The sequence below is a fragment of the Flavobacterium sp. LK-23 genome, from assembly GCF_058135255.1.
The window spans coordinates 316,346-337,186 of the sequence record NZ_JBYUVT010000002.1 but is presented as its reverse complement, the minus strand read 5'-3'; the positions used below and the strand labels follow the sequence as shown (position 1 = coordinate 337,186).

Below are 20,841 nucleotides of genomic sequence, written 5' to 3'. Positions count from 1 at the left end.
TTTTTTTTAAAATTCAAACAACGCAACATACCAATGAAATCAATAATAAAATTAAAATTATTTGCAATCTGTATTATCACCGCTTTTGTGTCTACTTCATGCTCAGATGACGAAAAACAAGACCAAAATACGCTTACACCAGATACAATAACAATAAATCAACAAGGTTTATACCCTGAAGGTTTGGCATACGACCCTCAAGGAGAAAGATTTTTAGTAAGTTCTTTCACAAGTGGTGCTATAGGAATGGTTAAAGATGACGGTACTTATTCTAATTTCATTAATGATAAAGAATTAATTTCTACTACAGGGATTTTTATTGATAATGCAAGAAATCGAGTGCTTGTAACCATTGCAGACCCAGGAGCAAGTACAAAGACAACAACTGAAACACAAGGAAAGCTAGCGGCAATTGCTATTTATAATTTATCGACAAAACAGAGAATCAACTATGTAAATTTAGGAAAATTAAAACCCCTTTCAGGACATTTTGCTAATGATATTGCAGTTGATAATATTGGAAACGCATATGTTACAGATAGTTTTTCAGATATTATTTATAAAATAGATTTAGCAGGAACTGCTACAATTTTTTTAGAAGACAGCAAGTTTGTAGCTCCAGCAGGTTCATTTGGTTTAAACGGAATTGTTTACCATCCCGATGGCTATCTTATTGTCGCAAAATATGATGAGGGATTGTTATTCAAAATACCAGTTAATAACCCATCTGCTTTTACTCAGATAAAAATGACCCAAACACTATCAGGCGCGGATGGATTATTGCTTAATGACAATAATACATTAACTGTTTCTTGTAATAATACTACTAATACGGTATTTAAACTTACAGGTAACAATAATTGGAATAGTGCAAATGTAACTGGAACTTTTGCAACAGGCGATGTATTCCCGACTACTTTAGCTAAAAGGGATGGTGAAACCTATGTGCTGTATGCTCATTTGGGGGCATTATTTAGTGGGCAAACACCAGCAGTAGCATCATTTAAAATTCAAAAAACAAATTTCAAACTATTTTAGTTAATCATAACAAATACAGCTGCATTCAAATTCTAAATGCAAAAAAATAATCTAATCACTAACAATATTTAATATGAAAACAACATTATTGCAAAATAGTATGAGAATCATTCTTGGTTCTATAATGGTTCTTTCAGGTATTAGTCATCTAACCTTTCAAAGAGAAGGATTTCAGGCTCAAGTGCCCCGATGGTTGTCAAGTGATAGCTCATTTATGGATTTTATTGTGCTATCATCGGGTGTTGTAGAAATCATACTTGGACTTGCAATGATTTTCCTAATTAAGAATAAAATCAAAGTGGGCATAGCATTAGCTATTTTCTTTATCCTCGTTTTTCCGGGAAACATATCTCAATACACCAATGGGATAAATGCTGCAGGATTAGATACGGACCAAAAACGCTTTATTAGATTATTTATTCAGCCTATTTGGATTTTATGGGCACTCTGGTCAACAGGAGCCTTAAAATACTTGCGAAACAGAAATACTGTCACCAATTAAAATCTTTTCGAAATTCAATTAATATCAAATTTAAAACTTATGAAAAAAATAATAACAATTACAATCCTTTTAGCAGGACTTTCAAACTGTGCCCTTCACGCACAAACATTTACCTTAAAGAGCAACGAACTCGGAGGCCAGTTTACAGACAAACAATATGCCAATGGTATGGGATTTTCAGGAGAAAACAAGTCACCACAGCTTTACTGGGAGAATGCCCCAAAAGAAACCCAAAGCTTTGCTGTAACGGTATATGATCTGGATGCCCCAACCGGTAGTGGTTTCTGGCATTGGGTTGTTTTTAATATTCCTGCCAATGTACACGAGCTAAAGTCAGATGCAGGCGATGCTTCAAAACATTTACTTCCTGAGGGTGCAGTGCAAAGTAATACGGATATGGGAACTCCTGGTTTTGCAGGTGCAGCTCCTCCCGCAGGTCCGGCACATCGTTACCTGATTACGGTGTATGCTTTGAGCAAAAAACTGGAATTAGAAAAAACGGCTACTCCAGCTTTTGTAGGCTTCAATATGTATTTCGCTACTTTATCGAAAGCTTCACTGCTGGTTTACGGACAAAAACAATAAGTATAATATTTCTCAAACTCCTGCAAGGCGTGGTATTTTTTCTGCTAAGGAGTCAAAACTATTTTGACTCCTGTATTGTTGAAAGGTGCGTTATATTATACCCACTGATAAGATTAATCAAATAAATAAAACAAAATGAAATTAAAACAAATTAAATTCGCTTTAGTTGCTCTGGCAGTAACAACATTTTTTGTAAGTTGTGACAACAGCAACAACGATTCCGCTCCGGAAGTAAAAAAAGAAATCAGCCTTTCTATAAACACTACATTAGGGTCTTATCTTTCAGATAAAGAAGGAAGAGCTTTATATTCCTTTGCTCTTGATGCCAATGGACAATCATCCTGCACAGGAGGATGTGAAGCAGTATGGCCTCCGTTTTATGTAGATAACTTAACTGCCGATAAATTAAGTTCTGGATTATTATCATCTGATTTTGCAACCATTACAGCTAGTTCAGGCAAAAAACAACTTACCTATAAAGGTTGGCCATTATACCATTTTTCTCCGATGGCAAATGGGACGTTAGAAACTTCTGGGGGAACAGCAGGAGATGGAATAAATGGAGTTTGGTTTATTGCAAAACCCGACTATTCTATTATGCTTGCAGCTAATCAACTTGTAGGACACGATGGCAACAAGTATAAATCTGATTATACAGTTGGAGATGGTTTAACAGCATATTTTACGGATTCAAATGGAAAAACATTATATACATTCAAGTATGATAATTTCGAACATAATAATTTCACTAAAGAAGATTTTTCAAACAATGCAGTTTTTCCGATCTACGAAACAGATAAAATAGTTGTTCCGTCCATACTTGATAAAACAAAATTTAAGGCTATAACTGTATTTGGTAAAAAACAGCTAACCTATAAAGGTTGGCCATTATATTATTTTGGACAAGATGGTGCCGTGAGAGGATCCAATAAAGGAATTAGTTTTCCTGCTGTAGGCGTTTGGCCTGTAGCTGTAAAAGATATGGCTTTAGCACTTTAGTCCTTACATGATGAAATCTTTTTCTCCTAAGAATTAGCCCAGTCAATGCACGACATACCAAAGTTCATTTGCATAAGCACAATTTTTCTTGTGCTTATGCAAAATAACAATAATAAAACCTTCTTAAATAATTATAGTGTCGTACAAACTTAAGAAGATATATAAATTATCTTTTAAGGAGATTAAAGATGGAGTTATCCCATAATTTTTCTAATTCAGATAGGTAAATTTATTTCCCGATTTTAATCAAATAATACCCTACTTGCTGTCAAGCCAATTTTTCAAAGCGATACCACGTTCGCGGCTCACCAGTATAATTTCATTAACAGTGGGAGTGAGTTCAAGTTTAAGCTTATAATCAAAAGATTGGGATAGTTTATGGATTGCTTTTAGGCAAACGATATAATTTCTGGTCACTTTAAAAAAATCATCAGGATTTAATTCCTGCATTAATTCATCGAGTGTCTGTTTGATAACATATTTTTGATTGGAATGAGTTGTGAGATGTACTATTTTATTTTCAGAGCTAAAATAGGCAATATCAGTAGTAGGTATTGTTAGGAACAAATCTTTATAAGTGATTAAAAATCGTGATCTGTAAATATTGTTTTGGAAACGCAGATTTTTTAATACCTCAATAATACTGGCGTCAGGCTCAGGAGTCATAAAACTTTTGATTCTCTTTATGCTGGAATCCAGTTTTTTTTGTTCGATAGGTTTTAGAAGATAATCGATACCGTTTACTTCAAATGCCCGGAGCGCATATTCATCGTAAGCCGTTGTAAAAATAACATAGGACTTAATGCTCACCTGATTAAAGATTTCAAAACTCAGACCATCGGTTAGGCGTATATCCATAAATATAATATCAGGGCTGTTTTCTTTTTCAAGCCATGAAATACTGTCCCGTACGGTTTGTAAAACCCCGGTAATTACAATTTCTTCCTGTGATTGTAAAAGCATTTTTTGTAATCTTGCAGCATTTGCAGCTTCATCTTCAATGATCAAAACAGTTATCATAAAATATTTTTAATTGTTTAATAACGGAACCCTGACTTCAAAAGTAGTTTCCAAATCCTGCACAACAGGAATTATATCACCTAAGAGTTTGTAACTATGGTAAATATGCGCAAGACCAATTCCTTCTCCGGGTTCTTTTGTGAATTTGGCCGATTTGTTATTATCAACAATTATCCAGTCATTTAGGTAATTTATATTAATAATAAGAGGTGCAGTTGTAGAGAAGGAATTATGCTTGATAGCATTTTCAATCAAAAGCTGCAGGGTCAGTGGGGCTATAAATTTATTAAGATTGTGAGTCTCACCTATAATGTTGATCGCAATAGAGGAGCCATATCGTATTTGGTATAAAAATAAATATTCTTTGATAAAATCGAGCTCTGTTTTTAAAACAATCATATTTTTGTTTCTGTTGGACAAAACATAGCGATAAACTGCAGAAAGATTGGTGACGTACTGCACGGCAGTTTCCTGGTTTTCTTCGATTAGAGAAGTAAGTGTGCTCAGATTATTAAAAAGAAAGTGCGGATCTAATTGAAGCTTCAGGGCATTGAGTTCAGATTGTAATGCCTGTTTTTTATTTTCACTAGCTTCCAGTTCGCTTTCGTTCCATTTTATAAGAAGTTCTTCGGCAGTAAAACCTGTAGTTACCAATATCGAGAATATAAAGCCAATAATTAGTGCCCGGCGGACAACCAGGTCATTGTACCCATACTTTTGCGGAAAATCAATGCTAAAAAATAAAATAACCAGGACACTTATAATTAATATATGCAGCAGCAGCTTTAAAATGAACCGCAGGCTTCCATTTTTTTTCAAAGCAGCGTTAGAATTTATGATTTTAGATAACCACAACCCTGTTTCAAATAATCCAATTGTAAAGAGCAGGCAGAATAATCCTTCAATTACAAAATCCGTATTGCTATAAACCTTCCAGTCTTTAATGTTGCCCTCATCCGAATTCAAAAGTACCAGAATTAGATTAAGAAAAACAGCAAAAGCCGGGTATCCATAGAAACGTAAATATTTATAGTGCCTTTTATATGTCATATAAACTAATATTCTGTTGTTACTCTAAAATAATTCCTCACAGTGTATTCCAATTTTATAAAGTTCGGATATTAAAAGATCCGAAAGGCTTTCCTGGCTCTCGACCCTTAGAATTTTATCACAGTCTTCTAAATCAAAATTCCATTTAGTGTTCAAAAGTATTCTATTTAGAACAGGTTTTGCCTTTCTTAACTTAGTTTTTGTAGTAACATTTGTTTTGTAAACTGAAACTATCATACTGGGGGAATTATTTAGAAACTAAAAAGATATGATTTTAATCCAAGCTGAAGACTCATACCGCTCAGATGGGTGTCAGACCCTGAGGGCGCTGTAGGCAGTGTAGAGGCTTGTCCTTCCAGAGAAACAATAAAATACCGGTTAAAAATATAATTTACTCCCACACTTGCAGAGAGATACAGGTAATTACCAGTTTTAGTGGTGTAACTTATTGTGTTTTCATTTATTAAGGTTGTTTTGGGAGAATCTATAAAGGAAGTACCTGATCCTAACATTATAAAGGGCTGCCAGCTTTTTATTTTGTATTGATATCCCAAATTTATTCCAATTGTAGTGCTGTTTGCCTTAGAATCGATTATAGAATTAAAGCCATTAGAATTCTGTATTGATTTGTAAGAGACAGTAGTCTGGCCAAACTGTAATTTTGCAAAATAATGTTCTTTGTAGTTCAGCTGCAGAAAAGTTACCCCGTTGGATCCAAGCTGGTTTTTTTCGTCAGGAAAGCCTTTGGCGGAACTTTTAAAGGGAGAGAATACTCCAAATGATCCTCCGAAATCCATCGAGAAATTTTTTGACAAATCGGCTTCATTTTGTGCCATTAAAAGTGTTGTAAAAAATAATAAGATTATGGTGTTTAACTTTTTCATGAATATCAATTTAGGTTCAAGGCAAAGATACTTTCAAGTAAATTATTTATAAGGGAATAATTGACCTAACTGCTCAAATTGACCACTGAACTTCAAAATACTTGAATTGAATTTTTTTTGAACATCTCAACCAAACAGATAATGGTTAGTGAATAACTGATTTAATTGTGAATAAATTACAAAACTCAAATCAAATGAATTTGGACTCATGGATCTTACATGGTCTCTTATCCTCTATGTAATTATCAATACTTATGTTACATTTCATAATTAGTTTTTGACTTTACGATAAAACAAAGATTTGTTATTCTTTTTTGTTAAAAATGAAAAAATAATTGATTTATATAATTTTTTAATTTTTTTTATAGGGTATTATGATAAATTAAATATCTTTACGTCATATTAACGTATTGATTTTGCCTGCCGTTAATGCTATTTGTAACGACTCAAATAATTATTACTATGAAACAGAGATTACTTCTTTATTTACTTCTTGGCGGATTTTGTCTGTCTTTTGCACAGCAGCCACTTTACAAACAAAAAAAGGCGCCGGTAGAGAAAAGAGTTTCCGATTTACTCAAACGAATGACCCTTGAGGAAAAAATATTGCAGTTGAACCAGTACTCTGCCGGAACAAACACCAATGCAAACAACATAGGAGATGCTGCTCGGGCTATTCCAGCTGGTATTGGTTCGATAATTTATTTTAATACCGACCCGGAATTTCGCAACCAATTGCAAAAAAAGGCTATGGAGCAGACACGGCTTGGTATACCCATACTCTTTGGCTTTGATATAATCCACGGATGCCGTACAATTTATCCCATTCCTCTGGCGCAGGCCTGCTCCTGGAATCCGGAACTGGTACAACAGAATTGTACGATGGCAGCTAAGGAATCTGTGTTATCAGGTATTGACTGGACATTTTCCCCTATGGTAGATGTTTCCCGTGATCCACGCTGGGGAAGGGTAGCAGAGGGATATGGTGAAGACCCTTATATGAATGCTGTTTTTGGAGCTGCGGCAGTGAGAGGGTACCAGGGAAAAAATCTTAATGATCCTTTTTCAATTGCGGCCTGTCTAAAACATTATGCCGGATATGGGATGTCTGAAGGCGGCCGTGATTACCGTTATTCGAATATTTCTGCACAGTCACTCTGGGAGACCTACCTGCCTCCATTTGAAGCCTGCATTAAAGCAGGTGCAGCAACGGTAATGAGTGGATTCAATGATATTGGCGGTGTTCCGGCCACTATTAATCATTATACATTAACTGATATACTTAAAAACAAGTGGGGGCATGATGGTTTTGTAGTATCGGATTGGTTTGCAATAGAACAGCTTATCAATCAGGGCGTTGCCAAAGACAGAAAGGAAGCGGGTTTGAAGGCATTTTTGGCAGGAGTTGAAATGGATATGCTTGATAATATTTATATGGAGAACCTAAGAGAGCTTGTTGAGGAAAAAAAAATAAAGCTTTCCCTAATTGATGACTCAGTTTCAAGAATACTGAGAGTAAAGTTCAAACTAGGCTTATTTGATGAGCCTTATTCAGAGGTTATAGCGGAAAAAGACCGATATCTGCAGCCTGAAAATAAGCTCCTTGCCTCTAAGCTTGCCGAGGAATCTATCGTACTGTTAAAAAATCAAGGCAATATTCTTCCCTTGTCTGCTTCTGCTTTTAAAAGTATTTCAGTTATCGGACCAATGGCCAAGAACAAACAGAACCTTTTAGGATCCTGGGCAGGATTTGGAAAATCACAGGATGTCGAAAACCTATATGATGGCCTTGAAAATGAACTTGGCGAATCTTTTAAGCTTACCTATGCTAAAGGTTGTGATTTCGATGGCAGCGATGAATCTGGGTTTGAAGAAGCGGTTTCCATAGCCATGCAATCGGATATTATTCTGGTTTGCCTTGGGGAGAAAAGAGCATGGACAGGGGAGAATGCTTCAAGGTCCACCTTGTCACTTCCGGTCATACAGGAAAAATTGATGACAGCATTAAGTAAAACAGGCAAGCCAATTGTGCTTATTCTCTCAAACGGACGACCACTGGAGCTGACAAAACTCGAGCCACTTTCGGATGCAATATTAGAGATTTGGCAGCCTGGCATTGCCGGAGGGACACCCCTTGCCGGTATTGTGTCGGGACGGGTAAATCCCTCAGGCAAGCTTGCTATTACTTTTCCACTTACTGTGGGGCAGGTTCCCACTTATTATAGTATGAGGCCAAGTGCCAGGATAGGAGAGAAGCTGGGTGATTCCGGTAATTACCAGGATATCCCTATAACGCCTTTGTATCCCTTTGGTTATGGTCTTAGTTATACAACCTTTAAATATGATCAGGTAAAAATTGCTGCAGCAAAAATTAAAGCCACCCAAAAGCTGCGGGCAGAGGTTATGGTTACCAATACGGGGCTGATCTCTGGAAAAGAAACAATCATATGGTATATTTCCGATCCTGCAGCGTCAATATCACGGCCGGTGAAAGAACTGAAATTTTTTGAAAAAAAAGAAATCAAACCCGGCGAGAAGGTGCTGTTTGTGTTTGAAATTGATCCACAGAAAGATTTGGGCTTTCCGGATTCAACAGGTAAAATGCTTTTAGAACAAGGGGAGTTTTATATTCATGTCAATGACCAAAAAATCAAGTTTGAACTCACTAAATAGCTATAGGAGCAATACCAGTATATTGTCTCTGTTTCTTTAAGATGTTCTCTAGGCTTTAAAAAGCAAGAGATAATTTCTTCTCATAATTTGACTATTTATGAAAAGAAAATACCCTGATCGAGCGCCTGATGATATTTTTCCTTGTTGAAAGTGTATAGGTAGGGAGAACGATGGCCACGCGTATATTTGATTTCTTCTAGCTTTTCGATAATGCCTAAAGAAGTTAGTTTTCTTGCAAAATTACGGTCATCCATTTCCTTTCCTAAAATGGTCTGATATAATATTCGAATATCAGGGAGGGTAAATTTTTCCGGTAAGAGCTCATACCCTATTGGATAATGATAGATATGCTGTCTCAGTGCATTAAGTGCTTCGGCAATGATTTTACTATGATCGTGTAATAATGGAGGTAAATCATTAATATCAAACCATTTTACTTCTTCATCGTAAGAACTGCCATCAACGGAAACTTTGGAGAATTCTACTAATGTATAGAAACCTACTGTGGCTATTTGGTCAAAAAGCCAGTGGTTTTTATCGATGGTCTTACCAGTGAGTTTACTAAGTACTTCTGGTGTAAAATGAGGGTCTTTGTTTCTTCCTGGTGCACTGAAAACTTTAAACTGTTTTAAAAATAAGTCCTGAAGGCCAGTACGCAGATGGGCAACCCTGGAGGCTGCAGTCTCGACATCTTCGGTCTTTTTAATATATCCTCCAGGCAGCATCCACGGATTTGTATAGGGGCTTTTTGCAAGAAGAACTTTTAGCTCCCTTTCGTGGTAACCGAAAATAACATTGTCAATGGCTAAATTTTTCAGGTAATCTTTATTGTCACTTGTAAAGAATTGAAATACCTCGAAAAGTTCATGTGTCTTGTCAATCATAATGCAAATTTTAAAAAAAATCTATGATATAAGCCTAAACAGACCTGGTGAACAGCTGCTGAGAGAGGCTTAAAAATTTGTTGCTTAATTATTTGTAAAAATAAAAACGAAGTTAGTTTATTTTTTTTTTTGCTTAAAAAAATATTCAGGCAACATTACTAGCAGTACCTATTGGGATAAAAAAATAATTGCTCCAACTTGCTCGGTACGATAAAAAAAATCGTCTTTATGTTATTTTGACGTAAAGGTAGGCATTTAAAGCAGTTATCAGAAATATAATAATGTAGAACAACTAAAAAGATAATATCGGGCTTTGAAATAGGGCAAGGATATAAAATTGAACAATTGTAAAATCGAAATAATTTACTTCATGAATAAAATACTAATCTCTTTGCTATTGGGTGCGATGCCGTTATTTGCCCAGGAAAAAATAAATGAATGGGAAAACCCATCAGTCTTTGAAAGGAATAAAGAGCAGGCTCATGCACCGTTTATAATTTATGACAGTGAGCTTCAGGCAGCTGAAAATAAACCGGAGAATTCTCCTTATTACCAAAGTCTGAATGGGGAATGGAAGTTTAATATAGTCAAGACACCTGATCAGAGGCCACTTGATTTTTATAAAGCTGGCTACGATGATCAAAAATGGGATAATGTAATGGTACCCTCAAATTGGGAAATGCAGGGTTACGATATTCCGATCTATACCAATTATGTTTATCCTTTCCCTAAAAATGCTCCTTTTATCGATGGGAGCTATAATCCAGTAGGAACTTATAGAAAAAATTTTACAGTTCCGGCAAATTGGCACAACAATGAGATCCTGCTGCATTTTGGTTCTATAAGCGGTTATGCGCGTATTTTTGTAAATGGCAGGGAAGTAGGAATGACTAAAGCTTCTAAAACTGTTGCAGAGTTCAATATAACGCCCTTTTTGCAAAAAGGAAATAACCTTCTGGCTGTACAGGTGTTTCGCTGGCACGATGGCAGTTATCTTGAGGATCAGGATTTTTGGCGTCTGAGCGGTATTGAACGTGAAGTTTACCTGCAGGCACTTCCTGCTGTATCGGTCCGTGATTATGAAGTTTCCGCGGGGCTTGATGCTTCTTATTCAAATGGGAACCTGATGGCCAAGGTGCATTTTAGATCATTTTCCAAGGATAATATACAGAAGACCAGGGTGCGTTTTACCCTAAAGGATTCCAAAGGGACGCCAATTTTCACGCAAATTAAAGAGCTTGTCTCCTCGGATCAAATCCTTGACTTTAGTGCTGTTGTGGCTAACGTTAAAAAATGGAGCTCCGAAACCCCAGACCTTTATACTTATTTCATTGAGTGGGATCTGCCCAAAGGTAAACGTGCTTGTATATCGGCGAAAACAGGTTTTAGGACTGTTGAGCTTAAAAATGCGCAGTTATTGGTTAATGGAAACCCCATAATCGTTCACGGTGTCAATGTTCATGAGCATGATCCCGTAAATGGCCATGTTCCAAGCAGGGAACTAATGCGTAAGGATGTGGCATTGATGAAACAAAATAATATCAATACCATCAGGATGAGCCACTATCCGCATGATCCTTACCTATATCAGCTCTGTGATGAATATGGATTGTTTGTAATTGACGAAGCTAATTTGGAATCGCATGGCATGGGCGCGGAAATGCAGCTGGGATTTGATAAAAGCAAGCATCCGGCGTATTTGCCTCAGTGGTGGCCGGCCCAGAGCGACAGGATTCGCAGAATGGTGGAAAGTGACAAAAACCATCCCTCAATAATACTTTGGTCATTGGGTAATGAATGTGGAAACGGACCAGTATTTTATGAGAACTATGCTTGGTTGAAAAAACGTGACCCAAACAGATTGATCATGTTTGAGCAGGCCGGACAGAACAGCAATACAGATATTGTTGCTCCCATGTATCCCACCATTAAAAGAATGATTAAGTACGCCAATAACAATGAAGTTACCAGGCCTTTGATAATGTGTGAATTTGCCCATTCTATGGGAAACAGTACAGGTAATTTTCAGGAATACTTTGATATTATAGAAAGCAGTCCCCATATGCAGGGCGGCTGTATTTGGGATTGGGCAGATCAGGGGATAAAAGCCTATGATAAGAATGGAAAAATGTATTGGGCTTACGGAGGTGATTTAGGGGGTGATAAATTACAGAATGATGCAAACGGCTGTGCAGATGGCCTTGTGACGGCCGACCGTGTTCCTGACCCCGCCCTGCAGGAAGTTAAAAAAGTATATCAGGATATTAAATTTGATTTTAGTGAAGGAAATATACTCACAGTAAAGAATCGTTTTTTTGAGACCAATCTCAGTGCCTTTAGGTTCAGATGGGAGCTTCTTTGCAATGGAATTGTTATAGAGCAAGGCGATTTTGACATCGAGGTGAGGCCAAGAGAAAATTCAACTTTTAATATCCCGTTAAAATCAAAGCTTCAGGATGGCGAATATTTCCTTAATGTTTTGGCACTGACTAAAGAAGCAACCGACATGGTTCCCGTGAATCATGAAATTGCAAAGGAACAGTTTAAAATTAAAGGAAGTTTCTTCAGTCCCACTGCAGTGCAAAGCAATAAAAGTGCACTGCAATATAAAAAGAATAATACGGTCTTAAGTTTTGAAACGGATCAGGTCACGGGGACTTTTGATCTGTTAAAAGGTGTTTTGTCAAGTTTTAGCTTAAAGAATAGCCACCAAGAAGCAATAAGTAATTTTCCTATTCCCTACTTCTGGAGGGCACCCACTGATAATGATCTTGGAAATGAAATGCCGAAAAATCTTGCTTTATGGAGAAAGGCACATCTGAATCCAATAGTAAAATCAGTGATTTGTGGAGAGAAAACCCTGGAAGGGCTTACTATTGAGGTGCAATACCTGCTTGCAGATCGACAAGTGCCTTATCATATTGTTTATCTTATACAAAACGATGGCAGTATAAAAATCACGGCAAGTATTGATATAAGAGGGAAAGACCTGCCTGAGTTGCCCCGTTTTGGGATGCGTATGGAGCTCCCCGGTGCATATGACAGACTGAGTTATTATGGACGCGGACCATCTGAGAACTATTCCGACCGAAATACAGCTTCCTTTCTTGGCCTTTATAATGCAAAGGTGGCCGACCAGTATACATGGGAATATATTCGTCCGCAGGAATGTGGTTACAAGACTGATGCAAGATGGATAATGTTGCAAAACAAATACGGCAGTGGCCTTGTGATCACTGGTAGCCAGCCCCTGGGTTTTAGTGCTATGAATATTTCAACAGAGGACATAGATCCCGGAGATACAATCTCCCAGCGTCATATAAATGATGTTCATCCTGCCGATACTGTGTATTTGCATATAGATTATGGACAAAGAGGAGTGGGCGGAGATAATAGCTGGGGGGCAAAAGCCCATGCTCCATATTTGCTCTTAGCAAAACAATATACCTATAGCTACACAGTAAAACTGCTGCCGCCGGTACAAACAAATTAATACTCACTGCACAGTTTTAATTAGTGAGTGTTTGTGCTGTTAAAAATTCGCATTCTTATTCTATTGGCAGTAGAATACAGAATGCGTTTTTTTTTCTCTTTATATCTGGTTAAAGCCGATGCTTTTTCTCACTTTATACTGCTGGAATTTAGAATGTTTGATTTCATGGACTGAAAAAATCAAACGATTTAGTACTAAATCCTCAATTTTTTGCCCTATACGTATAAATAACGTAATGGGTTTGAATAAATATAATGATTATACTTTTAATTATGTAAAAAAATGATTTATCTGTTTTTATTTTCTCGAAAAATTTTGTTATTCTTAAAATGTATTTACCTTTACGTCATAGTAACGTATTGTTATTTTACTGTTTAAAAAAAAACTAATTCTAACCAACCAAACTAAATGCAAGATGAAGTCAATTACAATTAAACTGCTGACGTTAATCAGCTTAATTTTGTTTCAATACCGGGTTTCCAGCCAGACTGTTAAGGATTCGCTGCCTGCTGTAGTCAAGTCTGAGACTCTTAGTAAAAGCAAAGAAGAAAAGAATAGAAATGTGATGCTGAATGCTGATGGTAACACCGGACCAAGAAATGTTAACATAGGCCTTCCCTTTCAAGGGGATATTATTATTTTGGAGAATGATATACCTGTAGTATATACCTTTCAGCCGCAAATTCCAACCACGGTATGGCGCTATGATAATAGTCTGGCCAGAATGGGCCTGCTTTCCTTCGCAGAGGGAGCCCTCACTTATGGTAAAGTAGGTTATGCCGTAAATAGTTACGACAGGGACCCGGGCAGTAAATTTAAAGGCTATGCCTCTTTTTATACCAACAGCTGGGGATCCTATAAATATGATGCTACACTCACTGGTCCTCTTAATGATAAAGGCTGGGGATATATTGTTAGCCTTTTTGAAAATTATGACCATTATAACGGGACTAATTTTATGTACACACAATGGGGGGACCGTACTACAATCCTTAAAGCGGGTATTTCCAAAAAATACAAACAAGGAAGTATAAAGTTTCTTTGGAAACATGCCGTTTCTAAAGCGATCTTCAGTAATTATTATCCTATAACCTACAATGGTAATGGCAAAACAAGCCCGCTTCCGAATTTTAGGCTCGGTCAGGACAGCTACTTACTTGCAGATGGTAATGTGCCTTATTATGATGCTAATACAGGGGCTCCGGGTATGGTAAATATGGACAGTGATAGTGCCAGTAAGTACATCTCAGATTCCTTTTATCTTACCGGTAACCATAAATTTGAAAATGGCGTATCGATGACCTATTCCTCTATGTTGATGAAGGCTAAAGCGCCTTTTACCATACAGTTTCCAATCAGCTTGCAAATCCAGGATCCTGACCAGCAGGCGCAATCTGGCTCCATTTTCCAGTTGCATAACACCAATACAGTCTACAATGGTTCTGTGCAGCTGGTAGCCAATACTTTTGTGCCGCAGTCTGACATCACAACCTTCATCAGCCGTGTTGAATTTAAAAAGAAGTTTGGCGTTCATGATGCGCGACTGGGATTCACACAGCAGTTTAATGATCTTCCTATTAAGTTTAATAATGGCGTGTACTACCAAACCGTTGAGCCTAATCCTAAATTGGTGGATTTCTATGTAAATGTTGCTCCTGGTACGAACTATAAGGTTACTAATGACTTTGGTCTTCTGCCTTCAACAGGAATAGGGGACTATGTTCATACTAAAATCCAAAAATATGCGCTCTACGGTTCCGATGACTTCTCTATCAACCGTTGGTGGGAACTCGGACTTGGCGCACGTATTGAATTGCAGAATGACCATGAAGATCACAATCAGTACGTAAACCAATTTATTAATGACAGGCCTTTGGTAAGCAGGGATTTCAATAACAACTGGAATAAGGTGTTTTTGGCAAGTACAGTGATTAAGGCAACCAAGGACTTTGGATTTCTGGCCGATGTAACATACAATGATTGGTATAACAGATACTGGGATTATCCTTATAAGGATGCCAACGGAAATCCTATTGCACCTCCGGGATCACCAGACGGAACCCTTCCATTGGCAGATGTTGCCCTATCAGGGAGACAGAAAGTGTTAAACTACGGCGGGGGAATTTATTACAATAGGGGCAATACACTGAGTATTGTTTCAAAAATTACTAAAATCTCTAAAGAGAACAATACCACAAGCAGCGATATTACAAATCCTGCTGATCCAACACAGCGAGCTAAATTTTATCCATTATTTTATGATATTGAAACCCTCGGGTGGACTACTGATATTGTAGCAAACCCCATTAAAGGTCTTTCCATTCATTATTTGATTACATTGCAGAACCCTCAATATAAGAATTATGCCTACAGTGCATTTGGGGTAAATTACGACATTAGCAACAACATTATACCGGAGCTTTCCAAAGTTTTAATGGAGTTTGATCCAAGCTATACTTTTATGAAAGGTTCTATGAGGGCATGGGTTAGCTTCAGGTATTTTGGCAAACAGTATGCCAACCAGACCAATGCTTTTTTCTATAACGGATGGGTCGAGAACTTTGGTGGAATTGACTACCGACTAAGCAGGAACATTGATTTCAAATTCCAGATTACCAACTTCCTTGACCAGGAAGGAGTAAAGGGAGCCATACAGGGTGCGGACCAAATTACCGACGCGGGGCCTTATACAAACAGAAAGGTTGCTGCCGGTGCGATAAGACCAAGAACATTTGAGTTCACTGTCAATTTTAAATTTTAATTATTATTTTAATATTATCTGATTACATTATGAAAAAGGTATCATTTTTTTTAGCAAGCATGTTTTTTTTATTGTTTTTCTCTAACGCTGCCACGGCGCAGCAAAAAAACTTTTTTACAGGCAAATGGGATGTTCTGGTTACCGGCACGCCGCAGGGTGATGCTAAGATGGTTATTGAATTTATTGAGAAGGATGGAAACCTTACAGGCTCAGTGGTAGATCCATCAACTAAAAAAGAGATTAGTAAGCTCAATAAAATTGAATTAAAGGAAAAGTCAGTGACCGGATATTTTACTTCACAGGGATATGAAGTGTATCTCTTTTTAGAAAAAGACGGGCAGGATAAGGTAACGGGCAGTCTTATGGATATGTTTGATGCCAGCGGTACCAGAATCCAGGAGTAGTGAATTAGAAAGCAGGCAATTTTTGCCTGCTTTTATTATTACATTGACTCATAAGAATAAAATTATTTAATATAGGACTTTATTTACCCAACAAAGTACCTTTTTTGCCTACAGCTGTAAGGTTGCCCCAAAGGCTGCAGAGCTTAGCATTTTCTTCCGATTTTTTTAGAAAATCATCAAGTAAGAATCATTTGATTAATAGGTGGCTCTGCAAAAAAAATACAATTACTTTCAAACCATATTTGGTTCATTCAAAAGAACATTTAATAGCACCTTCGGGCTTATATGAGAAAAAATAAACAGGCATGAAACACAAAACACTATATATATTAATCTTTATTACATTATTTCTGGGAGCCGTACCCATGCAGGGACAACAAAAAAATGAGCAGAAACAAATGGATATCTTTGTAACTACCTTACTGAAAAAAATGTCGATGCAGGAGAAACTAGGGCAGCTGAATCTTATTACCCCTGTTGTAAGGACCGGACCTTTCGCTACTAAGAATGCCATCGCTAAAATAAAAGAAGGCTCCACTGGCAGTGTGTTTGGATTATTGGGATCATCCCCTGCCATTCACTCAAAACTTGCCATGGCGGACAGTACGCGTCTTAAAATCCCCTTACTATCGGGTTTAGATATTATCCATGGATATAAAACGATATTTCCTATTCCCCTTGGTTTGTCTTGCAGCTGGGATATGCCTCTAATTGAGAAGACCGCAAAAGTTGCAGCGAAAGAGGCTTCGGCCATGGGATACAACTGGACATTCTCCCCTATGGTGGATCTGACACGTGATCCAAGATGGGGGCGGGTAATGGAAGGGCCCGGCGAAGATCCTTATTTGGGTTCTGAAATTGCCCGTGCTATGGTCAAAGGGTATCAGGGCAATAGTCTTCTAGATGAAAATTCACTCATGGCCTGCGTCAAGCATTTTGCACTCTACGGTGCTCCTGAAGCAGGCAAGGACTATAATACAACAGATATGAGCAGACTGGCCATGTACGAGAATTACCTTCCCCCCTACAAAGCTGCTGTAGAAGCCGGGGCCGGAAGTGTTATGGTTTCTTTCAATGAAATCGATGGAGTTCCCGCAACAGCAAACAGCTGGCTCTTAACGGATCTATTACGAAAAGAGTGGGGATTTAAAGGATTTGTAGTTTCCGATTTTAACGGTGTTCAGGAATTAATCGCCCACGGCTTTGCTGAAGATTATAAACAGGCGGCTGAGCTTTCTCTCAAAGCAGGGGTAGATATGGATATGGTCAGCGAAAGTATGATAGCTTCCCTGGCCCAGTCGGTAAAAGTAGGCAAAGTTACAATGAAGCAGATTGATGCTGCCTGCCGCAGGGTTTTAGAAGCCAAGTACAAGCTAGGCCTCTTTACTAATCCCTACCGAAATTATGACCCGGAAAAAGCAAAAAAAGTGTTATTAACGCCTTCCAGTAAAGAGACGGCAAAGATCGCAGCCCTTAAATCGTTTGTGCTTCTTGAGAATAAAAATCAGATACTACCCCTTAAAAAAGACAGCCGTATTGCACTTATAGGGCCATTTGCCAATAGTCAGCCTGAAATGTTCAGTACCTGGTCTTTTACCGGAGATGTGCAAAGTGTGACGACAATATATGAGGGGATAAAAAAAATAAATCCCAATGTGCGTTACGCTGAGGGAACACAGGTTAGTGATAATGTTCTGTTGAATTCGAAAAAAAACCTGTCTTTTGATCCGGACAGGCAGGACACACTGGTTAAAGAAGCCCTCAATATAGCTAAAGAGTGTGATATTATCGTAGCAGTTCTCGGTGAGACAGCAGCGATGTCAGGAGAGGCGGCAAGCCGCAGTGAAATTTCCCTGCCTGAATGCCAGAGGAAATTACTTCAGGCGCTTAAAGCAACCGGAAAACCCGTAGTGCTGCTGCTTTTAAACGGCAGGCCGTTAACACTTACGGATGACCTTCAATACGCCGATGCAATAGTTGATATATGGCGTCCGGGGACCGAGGCAGGAACTGCTGTGGCGGACATGCTTTTTGGAGATTATAATCCCTCGGGAAAACTCACCATGACTTTTCCCAGATCAGTAGGACAGATTCCACTGTATTACAATCATAAAAATACAGGAAGACCCTATACGCAGGGTTCCAAGGAAACATATGTATCTAATTATATCGACCAGCAAAACAGTCCATTATTCCCTTTTGGATATGGACTGAGTTATACAACATTCAATTACAGTAAAGTAATATTAAGCGATACATTAATAACCGGTGAAAAGAAAATTCTACAGGCAAAAGTCAATGTAACTAATACAGGGAAGTACGCAGGGGAGGAAACCGTGCAATTGTATCTGAATGATCCGGTAGCCACAGTAACACGGCCGGTAAAAGAATTAAAGAATTTTAAGAAAGTTTTTTTGATGCCTGGGGAAACCAAAGAGGTAAGCTTTACTATTACCACGGCGGATCTGAAATTCTATAACAGCAATTTGATTTGGAATTGGGAATCAGGAAAATTTTATGTTTTTATAGGTACAAATTCCGATGCAACCAATCAGGGGGAGTTTATTTGGAATAAGGAAATGAAAAAATAGGTCATGATGAAAAAACTCTTTTTACTTTTTTTACTTAATATTCTGGTTCCCGGCCTACGGGCAAATATTATACTTCCTGCCCTGGTTGGTGATAACATGGTTCTTCAAAGGGATACCAAGATCAATCTGTGGGGCTGGGCTGATCCCGGAGAAAAAATAAGCATTCAGTTTCAAGCCAAACAGCTAAAAACAAAAGCGGGTAAGGATGGCAAGTGGACTATTATTTTGCCTTCTTTTCCTGCAGGAGGACCCTATCAGATGTTTATAAAAGGAAAGAATTCAATCACGCTGCAAAATATTCTCATCGGTGATGTCTGGCTGGCTTCGGGTCAATCCAACATGGAAATGCGTCTCCATGATATTAAAAATGGCGAACAGGAAACTGAGTCAGCGGACTATCCACAAATCCGTCTCTTTACAGTCACCAAAAAATTTGCTTTTCAACCCAGAGAGAAATTGTCCTCAGGTTATTGGACAGTTTGCTCACCCGATGCGGTTGCCAGTTTTTCTGCTGTTGAATACCTATTTGGAAGAGAGCTTTACAAACGTTACAAAATACCCGTGGGACTTATTCATTCTTCGTGGGGCGGCACTGCAGCCCAAGCCTGGATCAGCAGCGAGGGTTTAAAGCCATTTCCGGCCTATTCAAAAACAGCAAAGGATCTGTCCTGTATAGATTCAATAACTTACGACGCGTACATTGCCAAAAGGAAAGCATGGCTGAGAGAGTTTGCAAAAACAGACCGCGGACGGATTCCAGGCAGTAAATCCTGGGACGCCACTGAGCTGAATACGGCCGATTGGCTTACTATGAAACTGCCAGGCTTTTGGTCATCCTATAAGGAGTTAAAGGGATATAGCGGCACTATATGGTTTAGAAAATCCATAGAAGTTCCGGAGCAAGCAGCAGGAAAATCTATAGAACTGCATTTGGGCACAATTTTATTTCGAGATTCTATATTTGTTAACGGGCAATTAATCGGCGCTACAACAGGGCAGGAAAAAAAACGCGTGTACCAGGTACCCGGCAATTTAGTAAAGGCAGGTTCTAATTTGTTAGTATTGCGAATTACCGGGATTTTGGACTTTGGCGGTATGACAGGCACTTCGAATGAATTATATGCCAGGGTTGCGGAAAAAAAAATATCACTGGCTGGTGATTGGTTGTATAAAACGGCACCGGATATAGGAAGTTTTCCTCACGATGAAAGATTATCAGGCTTTCTTCCCGGGTCACCACAAACACCATCTGTCATTTTTAATGCCATGATTGCGCCGCTTATCCCCTATAGCATCAAAGGAGTGATATGGTACCAGGGAGAAAGCAATACAAACAGCATGGATGAGGCAAAAGAATATGCTTCTCTTTTTCCGGCACTGATAGGGGACTGGCGGCATAAATGGGGCTATGACTTCCCATTTCTTTTCGTGCAGCTAGCGGGTTATAAATCTGATGAGGATCAACCTGGCGACTATATTTGGGCACACCTCAGGGAAGCTCAGTATAAAACCCTCACGGTTCCAAATACAGCCATGGCTACAGCTATTGACATTGGTGAAGAGGACGATATTCATCCAAAGAACAAACAGGATGTAGCAAAGCGATTGGTGTTGGCCGCTGAAAAAATAGTATATAATGAAGTTGTAGTCTTTTCGGGACCGACTTATAAATCAATGAAAATCGAAACTGATAGAATTAGAATAGCCTTCGATAATATAGGTTCGGGCTTGTGGGTAAAAGACAAATATGGGTATATCCTTGGATTTGCTATTGCGGGGGCCGATAAAAAGTTTGTGTGGGCAAAAGCATACCAGGATGGAAATGAAATCATTATTTATGCTGATGGTTTAAAACAACCTGTGGCTGTGCGTTATAACTGGGGCAATAAACCTGAGGGAAATTTGTACAATAAAGAAAATCTGCCTGCGGTACCATTTAGAACAGATGGATGGTAGT

14 protein-coding genes are annotated in these 20,841 nt (G+C 38.3%); 10 read left to right on the top strand and 4 right to left on the bottom strand.

The genetic code is table 11. The features are described from left to right. Positions 1-33 precede the first annotated feature (33 nt). From AC3Y25_RS04890 to AC3Y25_RS04875, 4 genes are all read left to right on the top strand, one after another. Complete coding sequence (locus tag AC3Y25_RS04890; protein WP_489901962.1) at positions 34-1,038, top strand: hypothetical protein; 1,005 nt, start codon at positions 34-36, stop codon at positions 1,036-1,038. A 73-nt stretch (positions 1,039-1,111) separates the two neighbouring features. Next, positions 1,112-1,540 (top strand): DoxX family protein, encoded by a 429-nt coding sequence (locus AC3Y25_RS04885; protein ID WP_489901961.1) that lies wholly within the window; start codon positions 1,112-1,114, stop codon positions 1,538-1,540. A 39-nt stretch (positions 1,541-1,579) separates the two neighbouring features. Then, complete coding sequence (locus tag AC3Y25_RS04880) at positions 1,580-2,125, top strand: YbhB/YbcL family Raf kinase inhibitor-like protein (RefSeq protein ID WP_489901960.1); 546 nt, start codon at positions 1,580-1,582, stop codon at positions 2,123-2,125. Positions 2,126-2,260: 135 nt separating this feature from the next. Next, a complete protein-coding gene (locus AC3Y25_RS04875) occupies positions 2,261-3,124 on the top strand; it encodes a COG4315 family predicted lipoprotein (protein WP_489901959.1) in 864 nt (287 codons plus the stop codon). 258 nt (positions 3,125-3,382) lie between these two features. Here the strand turns inward: AC3Y25_RS04875 and AC3Y25_RS04870 are convergent, their stop codons facing one another. The 3 genes from AC3Y25_RS04870 to AC3Y25_RS04860 form a co-directional block, all read right to left on the bottom strand. Continuing rightward, on the bottom strand, positions 3,383-4,144 hold the full coding sequence (locus AC3Y25_RS04870; RefSeq protein WP_489901958.1) for a LytR/AlgR family response regulator transcription factor: 762 nt from the start codon (positions 4,142-4,144) through the stop codon (positions 3,383-3,385). 9 nt (positions 4,145-4,153) lie between these two features. Further along, positions 4,154-5,194 carry a sensor histidine kinase gene (locus AC3Y25_RS04865; protein WP_489901957.1) on the bottom strand — a complete coding sequence of 347 codons (1,041 nt, stop codon included), beginning with the start codon at positions 5,192-5,194 and terminating at the stop codon, positions 4,154-4,156. Between the two features lie 251 nt (positions 5,195-5,445). After that, positions 5,446-6,078 carry an outer membrane beta-barrel protein gene (locus tag AC3Y25_RS04860; protein ID WP_489901956.1) on the bottom strand — a complete coding sequence of 211 codons (633 nt, stop codon included), beginning with the start codon at positions 6,076-6,078 and terminating at the stop codon, positions 5,446-5,448. 462 nt (positions 6,079-6,540) lie between these two features. Between AC3Y25_RS04860 and AC3Y25_RS04855 the strand changes: the two genes are divergently transcribed. Beyond that, positions 6,541-8,751, top strand: coding sequence for a glycoside hydrolase family 3 N-terminal domain-containing protein (locus tag AC3Y25_RS04855; RefSeq protein WP_489901955.1), 2,211 nt, complete (start codon positions 6,541-6,543; stop codon positions 8,749-8,751). 95 nt (positions 8,752-8,846) lie between these two features. On the opposite strand, the gene AC3Y25_RS04850 is transcribed toward AC3Y25_RS04855, so the two are convergent. Beyond that, the gene (locus AC3Y25_RS04850) at positions 8,847-9,635 is read right to left on the bottom strand and encodes an NUDIX hydrolase (protein ID WP_489901954.1); all 789 of its coding nucleotides are present in this window, start codon (positions 9,633-9,635) and stop codon (positions 8,847-8,849) included. A 370-nt stretch (positions 9,636-10,005) separates the two neighbouring features. Here AC3Y25_RS04850 and lacZ point away from each other — a divergent pair, with 370 nt between their 5' ends. The 5 genes from lacZ (at position 10,006) to AC3Y25_RS04825 (ending at position 20,840) form a co-directional block, all read left to right on the top strand. Beyond that, entirely contained in the window at positions 10,006-13,128 is a 3,123-nt protein-coding gene (lacZ, locus tag AC3Y25_RS04845) for a beta-galactosidase, LacZ type (protein ID WP_489901953.1), read from the top strand. A 415-nt stretch (positions 13,129-13,543) separates the two neighbouring features. Next, positions 13,544-15,889 (top strand): TonB-dependent receptor, encoded by a 2,346-nt coding sequence (locus tag AC3Y25_RS04840; protein WP_489901952.1) that lies wholly within the window; start codon positions 13,544-13,546, stop codon positions 15,887-15,889. 29 nt (positions 15,890-15,918) lie between these two features. Further along, positions 15,919-16,293: a hypothetical protein gene (locus AC3Y25_RS04835; RefSeq protein ID WP_489901951.1), complete on the top strand. Its 375-nt coding sequence runs from the start codon at positions 15,919-15,921 to the stop codon at positions 16,291-16,293. A gap of 305 nt (positions 16,294-16,598) precedes the next feature. Continuing rightward, a complete protein-coding gene (bglX, locus tag AC3Y25_RS04830; RefSeq protein ID WP_489901950.1) occupies positions 16,599-18,884 on the top strand; it encodes a beta-glucosidase BglX in 2,286 nt (761 codons plus the stop codon). A 3-nt stretch (positions 18,885-18,887) separates the two neighbouring features. After that, positions 18,888-20,840, top strand: coding sequence for a sialate O-acetylesterase (locus AC3Y25_RS04825; protein ID WP_489901949.1), 1,953 nt, complete (start codon positions 18,888-18,890; stop codon positions 20,838-20,840). The last annotated feature ends 1 nt before the right edge of the window (position 20,841 follow it).

Coding starts and splice junctions, on each gene's coding strand:
- bglX (WP_489901950.1), top strand. CDS start 16,599: ATGAAACACAAAACACTATATATATTAATCTTTATTACATTATTTCTG.
- AC3Y25_RS04855 (WP_489901955.1), top strand. CDS start 6,541: ATGAAACAGAGATTACTTCTTTATTTACTTCTTGGCGGATTTTGTCTG.
- AC3Y25_RS04865 (WP_489901957.1), bottom strand. CDS start 5,194: ATGACATATAAAAGGCACTATAAATATTTACGTTTCTATGGATACCCG.
- AC3Y25_RS04825 (WP_489901949.1), top strand. CDS start 18,888: ATGATGAAAAAACTCTTTTTACTTTTTTTACTTAATATTCTGGTTCCC.
- AC3Y25_RS04885 (WP_489901961.1), top strand. CDS start 1,112: ATGAAAACAACATTATTGCAAAATAGTATGAGAATCATTCTTGGTTCT.
- AC3Y25_RS04840 (WP_489901952.1), top strand. CDS start 13,544: ATGAAGTCAATTACAATTAAACTGCTGACGTTAATCAGCTTAATTTTG.
- AC3Y25_RS04870 (WP_489901958.1), bottom strand. CDS start 4,144: ATGATAACTGTTTTGATCATTGAAGATGAAGCTGCAAATGCTGCAAGA.
- lacZ (WP_489901953.1), top strand. CDS start 10,006: ATGAATAAAATACTAATCTCTTTGCTATTGGGTGCGATGCCGTTATTT.
- AC3Y25_RS04890 (WP_489901962.1), top strand. CDS start 34: ATGAAATCAATAATAAAATTAAAATTATTTGCAATCTGTATTATCACC.
- AC3Y25_RS04860 (WP_489901956.1), bottom strand. CDS start 6,078: ATGAAAAAGTTAAACACCATAATCTTATTATTTTTTACAACACTTTTA.
- AC3Y25_RS04850 (WP_489901954.1), bottom strand. CDS start 9,635: ATGATTGACAAGACACATGAACTTTTCGAGGTATTTCAATTCTTTACA.
- AC3Y25_RS04835 (WP_489901951.1), top strand. CDS start 15,919: ATGAAAAAGGTATCATTTTTTTTAGCAAGCATGTTTTTTTTATTGTTT.
- AC3Y25_RS04880 (WP_489901960.1), top strand. CDS start 1,580: ATGAAAAAAATAATAACAATTACAATCCTTTTAGCAGGACTTTCAAAC.
- AC3Y25_RS04875 (WP_489901959.1), top strand. CDS start 2,261: ATGAAATTAAAACAAATTAAATTCGCTTTAGTTGCTCTGGCAGTAACA.